This window comes from Streptomyces sp. OfavH-34-F (assembly GCF_022347745.1).
Classification (GTDB): domain Bacteria; phylum Actinomycetota; class Actinomycetes; order Streptomycetales; family Streptomycetaceae; genus Streptomyces.
This window is the reverse complement of the sequence record NZ_JAKRGC010000335.1, coordinates 1-6,783: the sequence shown is the minus strand read 5'-3', so window position 1 is coordinate 6,783 and position 6,783 is coordinate 1. Positions and strand designations below refer to the sequence as shown.

Below are 6,783 nucleotides of genomic sequence, written 5' to 3'. Positions count from 1 at the left end.
CAGCAGCAGCCAGGGGACCAGCGGGCCGGGGGAGGCGAGCAGCGCGGCGGCGCCCCGGCCGCCCGCGGTCACCGAGGCGAGCGGGGTGCCGACGTCGCCGAGCTGCGCACTGCCGGGGGTGTCACCGCCGCCGCACAGGACGTCGACGCCGACCGAGCGCAGGGGGCCCGCTATCGGGCCGCCCGCCGCGCCGTAGCAGAGGTGCTGGCCGGTGGTGAAGAAGGTGTCGGCGGCCAGCTCCAGCGGAACGAGGAGGCCGGCGATCGCCCCGAAGCCGCGCTGGCGCCCGGCCAGGGCGTAGGCCGCCGCGAAGACGGCCGCCGCCAGCACGGCGACGGGCACCAGCGGCAGCGGGACCTGTGAGAGCAGGACGTGGGACGCCGAGGAGAGCGTCACGACGAGCGCCGTGAAAAGCGCCGCGCGTGCCGCTCTGAGCTGCGTCCCGGATATGTCCATCGCCCAGGAGTGTCGCATGCGAACCTGTAAGCGACCCCTAAAGGTTCCGTTCCGCCGGCTACAGCCCCGGGATGCGGCCGTTGCGGAAGAGGTCCACGAAGATCTGGTGGTCCGCGCGGGCCCGGGCGCCGTAGCTGTGGGCGAAGTCCACCAGCAGCTCCCCGAACCCCTCCTCGTCGGCCGCGATGGCGGCGTCGATCGCCCGCTCCGTGGAGAACGGCACCAGCGAGTGCCCGCTCTCGTCGTCCGCCGCGGAGTGCATCGTGGCCGTGGCCCGGCCCAGGTCGGCGACGACGGCCGCGATCTCCTCCGGTTCGTCGATGTCGGACCAGTCCAGGTCGACCGCGTACGGCGACACCTCGGCCACCAGCTGGCCGGCGCCGTCCAGTTCGGTCCAGCCCAGCCACGGGTCGGCGTGGGCCTGCAGGGCGCGCTGCGAGATCACCGTGCGGTGGCCCTCGTGCTGGAAGTAGTCGCGGACGGCGGCGTCCGTGATGTGCCGGGAGACGGCCGGGGTCTGCGCCTGCTTGAGGTAGATCACGACGTCGTTCTCCAGGGCGTCGCTGTTGCCCTCCAGCAGGATGTTGTACGAGGGCAGGCCCGCCGACCCGATGCCGATGCCGCGCCGGCCCACCACGTCCTTCACCCGGTAGGAGTCCGGCCGGGTCAGGCTGGATTCCGGCAGCGTCTCCAGATAGCCGTCGAAGGCGGCCAGCACCTTGTACCGCGTCGCCGCGTCCAGGTCGATCGCGCCGCCGCCCTCGCTGAACCGGCGCTCGAAGTCGCGGATCTCGGTCATCGAGTCCAGCAGCGAGAACCGGGTCAGCGAGCGGGCGGTGCGCAGCGCGCCGAGGAGCGGCCCGGACGCGGTGTCCAGGGTGAAGGGCGGCACCTCGTCGTTCTTGGCGCCCGTCGCCAGGGCGTGGACGCGCTCGCGGTAGGCCGCCGCGTAGATCCGGACCAGCTCGGTGATCTGGTCGTCGCCCAGGGCCTTGGCGTACCCCAGCAGGGCGACCGAGGCGGCGAAGCGCTTGAGGTCCCAGGTGAAGGGGCCCACGTACGCCTCGTCGAAGTCGTTCACGTTGAAGACGAGGCGGCCGTTGGCGTCCATGTAGGTGCCGAAGTTCTCCGCGTGCAGGTCGCCGTGGATCCACACCCGGCCGGTGCGCTCGTCCAGGTACGGGCCGCCGAGCCGCTCGCGCTCCAGGTCGTCGTAGAACAGGCAGGCCGTGCCCCGGTAGAACGCGAAGGCCGACCCCGCCATCTTGCGGAACTTGACCCGGAAGGCGGCCGGGTCGGCGGCCAGCAGCGCACCGAAGGCGGCGTCGAAGACTTCGAGGATGCGCTCCCCGCGCCGCTCCGCACCGGTCTGCGTGTCGGACATCTCTGGGTGCCTCCTGGTAGCTGTCACGGGGTGATGGCGTGCATGACAAAAGGGACGGGTGATCCCGCCCTTCCAACGCGCGACCGTATCGCGGAGTGCCCGCCGCCGCGCCCGCCGGAGACGTAGACTTCCACGCTGTCCCCCCAGTCATGCGAGACGCCCCCCGTCCCGTCGTCCCCACGTCCCCCGGAGGAACAGCGCCGTGACCAAGCCGCCCTTCACGCACCTTCACGTCCACACCCAGTACTCGCTCCTGGACGGTGCCGCGCGGCTCAAGGACATGTTCAACGCGTGCAACGACATGGGCATGACGCACATCGCCATGACGGACCACGGCAACCTGCACGGGGCGTACGACTTCTTCCACTCGGCGCAGAAGGCCGGGGTGACGCCGATCATCGGCATCGAGGCGTACGTGGCGCCGGAGTCGCGCAAGCACAAGCGGAAGATCCTGTGGGGGCAGCCGCACCAGAAGCGGGACGACGTCTCCGGTTCGGGTGGTTACACCCACAAGACGATCTGGGCGGCCAACAAGACCGGGCTGCACAACCTCTTCAAGCTGTCCTCCGACGCCTACGCCGAGGGCTGGCTGCAGAAGTGGCCGCGTATGGACAAGGAGACCATCGCCCAGTGGTCCGAGGGCCTCATCGCGTCCACCGGCTGCCCCTCGGGCGAGGTCCAGACCCGGCTGCGCCTCGGCCAGTTCGACGAGGCGCTCAAGGCGGCCTCCGACTACAAGGACATCTTCGGCGAGGGACGCTACTTCCTGGAGCTGATGGACCACGGCATCGAGATCGAGCGCCGGGTCCGCGACGGGCTCCTGGAGATCGGCCGGAAGCTCGGCATCCCGCCGCTCGTGACGAACGACTCGCACTACACGTACGCCTCCGAGGCGACCGCGCACGACGCCCTGCTGTGCATCCAGACCGGCAAGAACCTCTCCGACCCGGACCGCTTCCGCTTCGACGGCACCGGCTACTACCTCAAGACCACCGAGGAGATGTACGGCGTCGACTCCTCCGACGCCTGGCAGGAGGGGTGCGCCAACACCCTCCTGGTCGCCGAGCAGATCGACACCACCGGGATGTTCGAGAAGCGCGACCTGATGCCGAAGTTCGACATCCCCGAGGGCTACACGGAGGTCACCTGGTTCCAGGAGGAGGTCCGTACGGGGATGAACCGCCGCTTCCCGGGCGGCATCCCCGAGGACCGGCAGAAGCAGGTCGAGTACGAGATGGACATCATCATCCAGATGGGGTTCCCGGGGTACTTCCTGGTCGTCGCCGACTTCATCATGTGGGCCAAGAACAACGGCATCGCGGTCGGCCCCGGCCGCGGGTCCGCGGCCGGTTCGATTGTGTCGTACGCGCTCGGCATCACCGACCTCGACCCGATCGAGCACGGACTGATCTTCGAGCGCTTCCTCAACCCCGAGCGCGTCTCCATGCCCGACGTCGACATCGACTTCGACGAGCGCAGGCGCGTCGAGGTCATCCGGTACGTCACGGAGAAGTACGGCGCCGACAAGGTCGCCATGATCGGCACCTACGGCAAGATCAAGGCCAAGAACGCGATCAAGGACTCCGCCCGCGTCCTCGGCTACCCCTACGCCATGGGCGACCGGCTCACCAAGGCCATGCCCGCCGACGTCCTCGGCAAGGGCATCGACCTCAACGGCATCACCGACCCCAGCCACCCGCGCTACAGCGAGGCCGGCGAGATCCGGGGGATGTACGAGAACGAGCCGGACGTCAAGAAGGTCATCGACACCGCCAAGGGCGTCGAGGGCCTGGTCCGGCAGATGGGCGTGCACGCCGCCGGCGTCATCATGTCCAGCGAGCCGATCGTGGACCACGCCCCGATCTGGGTGCGGCACACCGACGGCGTCACCATCACGCAGTGGGACTACCCGCAGTGCGAGTCGCTCGGCCTGCTGAAGATGGACTTCCTGGGGCTGCGCAACCTGACGATCATGGACGATGCCATCAAGATGGTGAAGTCCAACAAGGGCATCGACCTGGAGATGCTCTCGCTCCCGCTCGACGACCCCAAGACCTTCGAACTGCTCTGCCGCGGTGACACGCTCGGCGTCTTCCAGTTCGACGGCGGGCCGATGCGCTCCCTGCTGCGCCAGATGCAGCCCGACAACTTCGAGGACATCTCCGCCGTCTCGGCCCTCTACCGGCCGGGCCCGATGGGCATGAACTCGCACACGAACTACGCCGAGCGCAAGAACGGCCGCCAGGAGATCACCCCGATCCACCCGGAGCTGGAGGAGCCCCTCAAGGACGTCCTCGGCCTCACCTACGGCCTGATCGTGTACCAGGAGCAGGTGCAGAAGGCCGCCCAGATCGTCGCCGGGTACTCGCTCGGCGAGGCCGACATCCTGCGCCGCGTGATGGGCAAGAAGAAGCCCGAGGAGCTGGCGAAGAACTTCGTGCTCTTCGAGGCCGGTGCCAAGAAGAAGGGCTTCTCGGACGCGGCGATCAAGGCGCTGTGGGACGTGCTGGTCCCGTTCGCCGGGTACGCGTTCAACAAGGCGCACTCCTCCGCGTACGGGCTGGTCACCTACTGGACCGCGTACCTCAAGGCGAACTACCCCGCCGAGTACATGGCCGCCCTGCTGACCTCGGTCAAGGACGACAAGGACAAGTCGGCGGTCTACCTCAACGAGTGCCGCCGCATGGGCATCAAGGTGCTCCCGCCGAACGTCAACGAGTCGGAGTCCAACTTCGCCGCCCAGGGTGACGACGTCATCCTGTTCGGGCTGACGGCCGTCCGCAACGTCGGCCAGAACGTCGTGGACTCGATCATCCGGTGCCGCAAGACGAAGGGGAAGTACAGCTCCTTCCCCGACTTCCTGGACAAGGTCGAGGCGGTCGTCTGCAACAAGCGGACCGTGGAGTCCCTCATCAAGGCCGGCGCCTTCGACGAGATGGGCCACACCCGCAAGGGGCTGGTCGCCCACCACGAGTCCATGATCGACAACGTGGTGCAGGTCAAGCGCAAGGAGGCCGAGGGTCAGTTCGACCTGTTCGGCGGCGGCGACGAGGAGAGCGACGAGCCGGGCTTCGGGCTCGACGTGGAGTTCTCCGACATCGAGTGGGAGAAGTCCTACCTGCTGGCCCAGGAGCGCGAGATGCTCGGGCTCTACGTCTCCGACCACCCGCTCTTCGGCATCGAGCACGTGCTGAGCGACAAGTCGGACGCCGCGATCTCGCAGCTGACCGGCGGCGAGCACAGCGACGGCGCGATCGTCACCATCGGCGGCATCATCTCGGGCCTCCAGCGCAAGATGACCAAGCAGGGCAACGCCTGGGCCATCGCCACCGTGGAGGACCTGGCCGGGTCCATCGAGTGCATGTTCTTCCCCGCCACCTACCAGCTGGTCTCCACCCAGCTCGTCGAGGACACCGTCGTCTTCGTCAAGGGGCGCCTGGACAAGCGCGAGGACGTGCCGCGCCTGGTCGCCATGGAGATGCAGGTCCCCGACCTCTCCTCGGCCGGGACCAACGCGCCGGTGGTGCTCACCATCCCCACCGTCCGGGTCACCCCGCCCATGGTCAGCCGGCTCGGCGAGGTGCTGAACAGCCACCGGGGCGACACCGAGGTGCGGATCAGGCTCCAGGGCCCCCGCAAGACCACCGTGCTCCGGCTCGACCGGCACCGGGTCAAGCCCGACCCGGCCCTCTTCGGCGACCTCAAGGTGCTGCTCGGCCCGTCCTGCCTGGCCGGCTGAGCACAGGCATACGGGCGGACACACGGAAGGGGCGGCCCCGCCGAAGCGGGGTCGCCCCTTCCGGTGTACCGGCCGGTGGCCGGACCGGAGAAGTCCCGGTCAGTTGTGGCCGAAGCGCCGCTGATGCTTACGCGCGACATCGGCAGGGCTGCCCTGGGCCTGCGCCTGGGACTGGCTCTGCGACTCGAAAGCCGTCGAGCGCGCCTCCTGGGTGCCGCGCTCCGCCTGCGAAGCGCGCTCCTGATGGCTGCCCTGCTTGCGGTTCTTGTTCTTGGCCATGGTGTTCCTCCTGTAAGGACGCTCGGGGCCAGGACCACCGTCAGATTCACATAATCGGATAAACATCGCATGTCGGATCATTACCGTGCGTAGTGACGGGGTATGATGCGCGCTTTTCGTGATCCGCCACGCCGATGATCGAGTTCCGGCCGTCAACCCCGCCGCGGTCGGGCAGACTCGAAGGAACCCTGAGAAAACCCGATCCCGATTGCCTGGAAGAGGGTGGAACGCGTGGACCGTTGCGTCGTCCTGGTGGACGCCGGCTACCTGCTGGGCGCAGCCGCGAGCCTGCTGGCGGGAGAACCCGCGCGGTCCCGCATCACCGTCGACCACGCGGCCCTGATCCAGCAGCTGCGCGAACGCGCCGAGGCCGACACCGCACAGCCCCTGCTGCGGATCTACTGGTTCGACGGCGCGCCCGACCGCGTCCCGCAGCCCGAGCACCGCAGACTGCGCGTCATGCCGCGGGTCACGGTCCGCCTCGGTGCCCTCACCCGCAGCGACGGGCGCTGGGCGCAGAAGGGCGTCGACGCCGCGATGCACGCCGAACTCACCGAACTCGCCCGCAACCGCGCCTGCTCCGACGTGGTCCTGGTGACCGGCGACGGCGATCTGCTCCCCGGCCTGATGTCCGCCAAGGAACACGGCGTAGCCGTCCACCTCTGGGCCGTCCAGGCCGCCGACGGCGACTACAACCAGTCCGAGGACCTGGTCGCCGAGGCCGACGAGCGCCGCGTCCTGGACCGTGCCTGGATCACCGGGGCCGTCCGGGCCAAGGAGACCGGCGGCGCCTGCGCCCCGCCGCCCGTCCCGCGCCCCGAGATCGCCGCCATTCTCTCCGCCCCGCTGCCCGAGTCGGCCCTCGCCGCCTCCGCCGAGCGCGCCTCCCGCGCCGCCGAGCGGAACGGGGCCGCGGACGCCGGTG

The 6,783-nt window shown here is 69.2% G+C and carries 4 protein-coding genes and 1 pseudogene; 2 read left to right on the top strand and 3 right to left on the bottom strand.

Annotated features, from left to right (window positions below):
- Both MHW47_RS30150 and MHW47_RS30145 read right to left on the bottom strand, forming a co-directional pair.
- Positions 1-456 (bottom strand): annotated as a pseudogene (locus MHW47_RS30150) (hypothetical protein); the annotation flags it as partial.
- Positions 457-514: 58 nt separating this feature from the next.
- A complete protein-coding gene (locus tag MHW47_RS30145; RefSeq protein WP_239227025.1) occupies positions 515-1,840 on the bottom strand; it encodes a DUF2252 domain-containing protein in 1,326 nt (441 codons plus the stop codon).
- 202 nt (positions 1,841-2,042) lie between these two features.
- Here MHW47_RS30145 and dnaE point away from each other — a divergent pair, with 202 nt between their 5' ends.
- The gene (gene dnaE / locus MHW47_RS30140; RefSeq protein ID WP_239227023.1) at positions 2,043-5,579 is read left to right on the top strand and encodes a DNA polymerase III subunit alpha; all 3,537 of its coding nucleotides are present in this window, start codon (positions 2,043-2,045) and stop codon (positions 5,577-5,579) included.
- A gap of 99 nt (positions 5,580-5,678) precedes the next feature.
- On the opposite strand, the gene MHW47_RS30135 is transcribed toward dnaE, so the two are convergent.
- The gene (locus tag MHW47_RS30135) at positions 5,679-5,858 is read right to left on the bottom strand and encodes a hypothetical protein (RefSeq protein WP_111332726.1); all 180 of its coding nucleotides are present in this window, start codon (positions 5,856-5,858) and stop codon (positions 5,679-5,681) included.
- 222 nt (positions 5,859-6,080) lie between these two features.
- Between MHW47_RS30135 and MHW47_RS30130 the strand changes: the two genes are divergently transcribed.
- Positions 6,081-6,783 (top strand): NYN domain-containing protein (locus tag MHW47_RS30130; protein WP_239227021.1); only part of this gene is annotated, 703 nt, incomplete at its 3' end.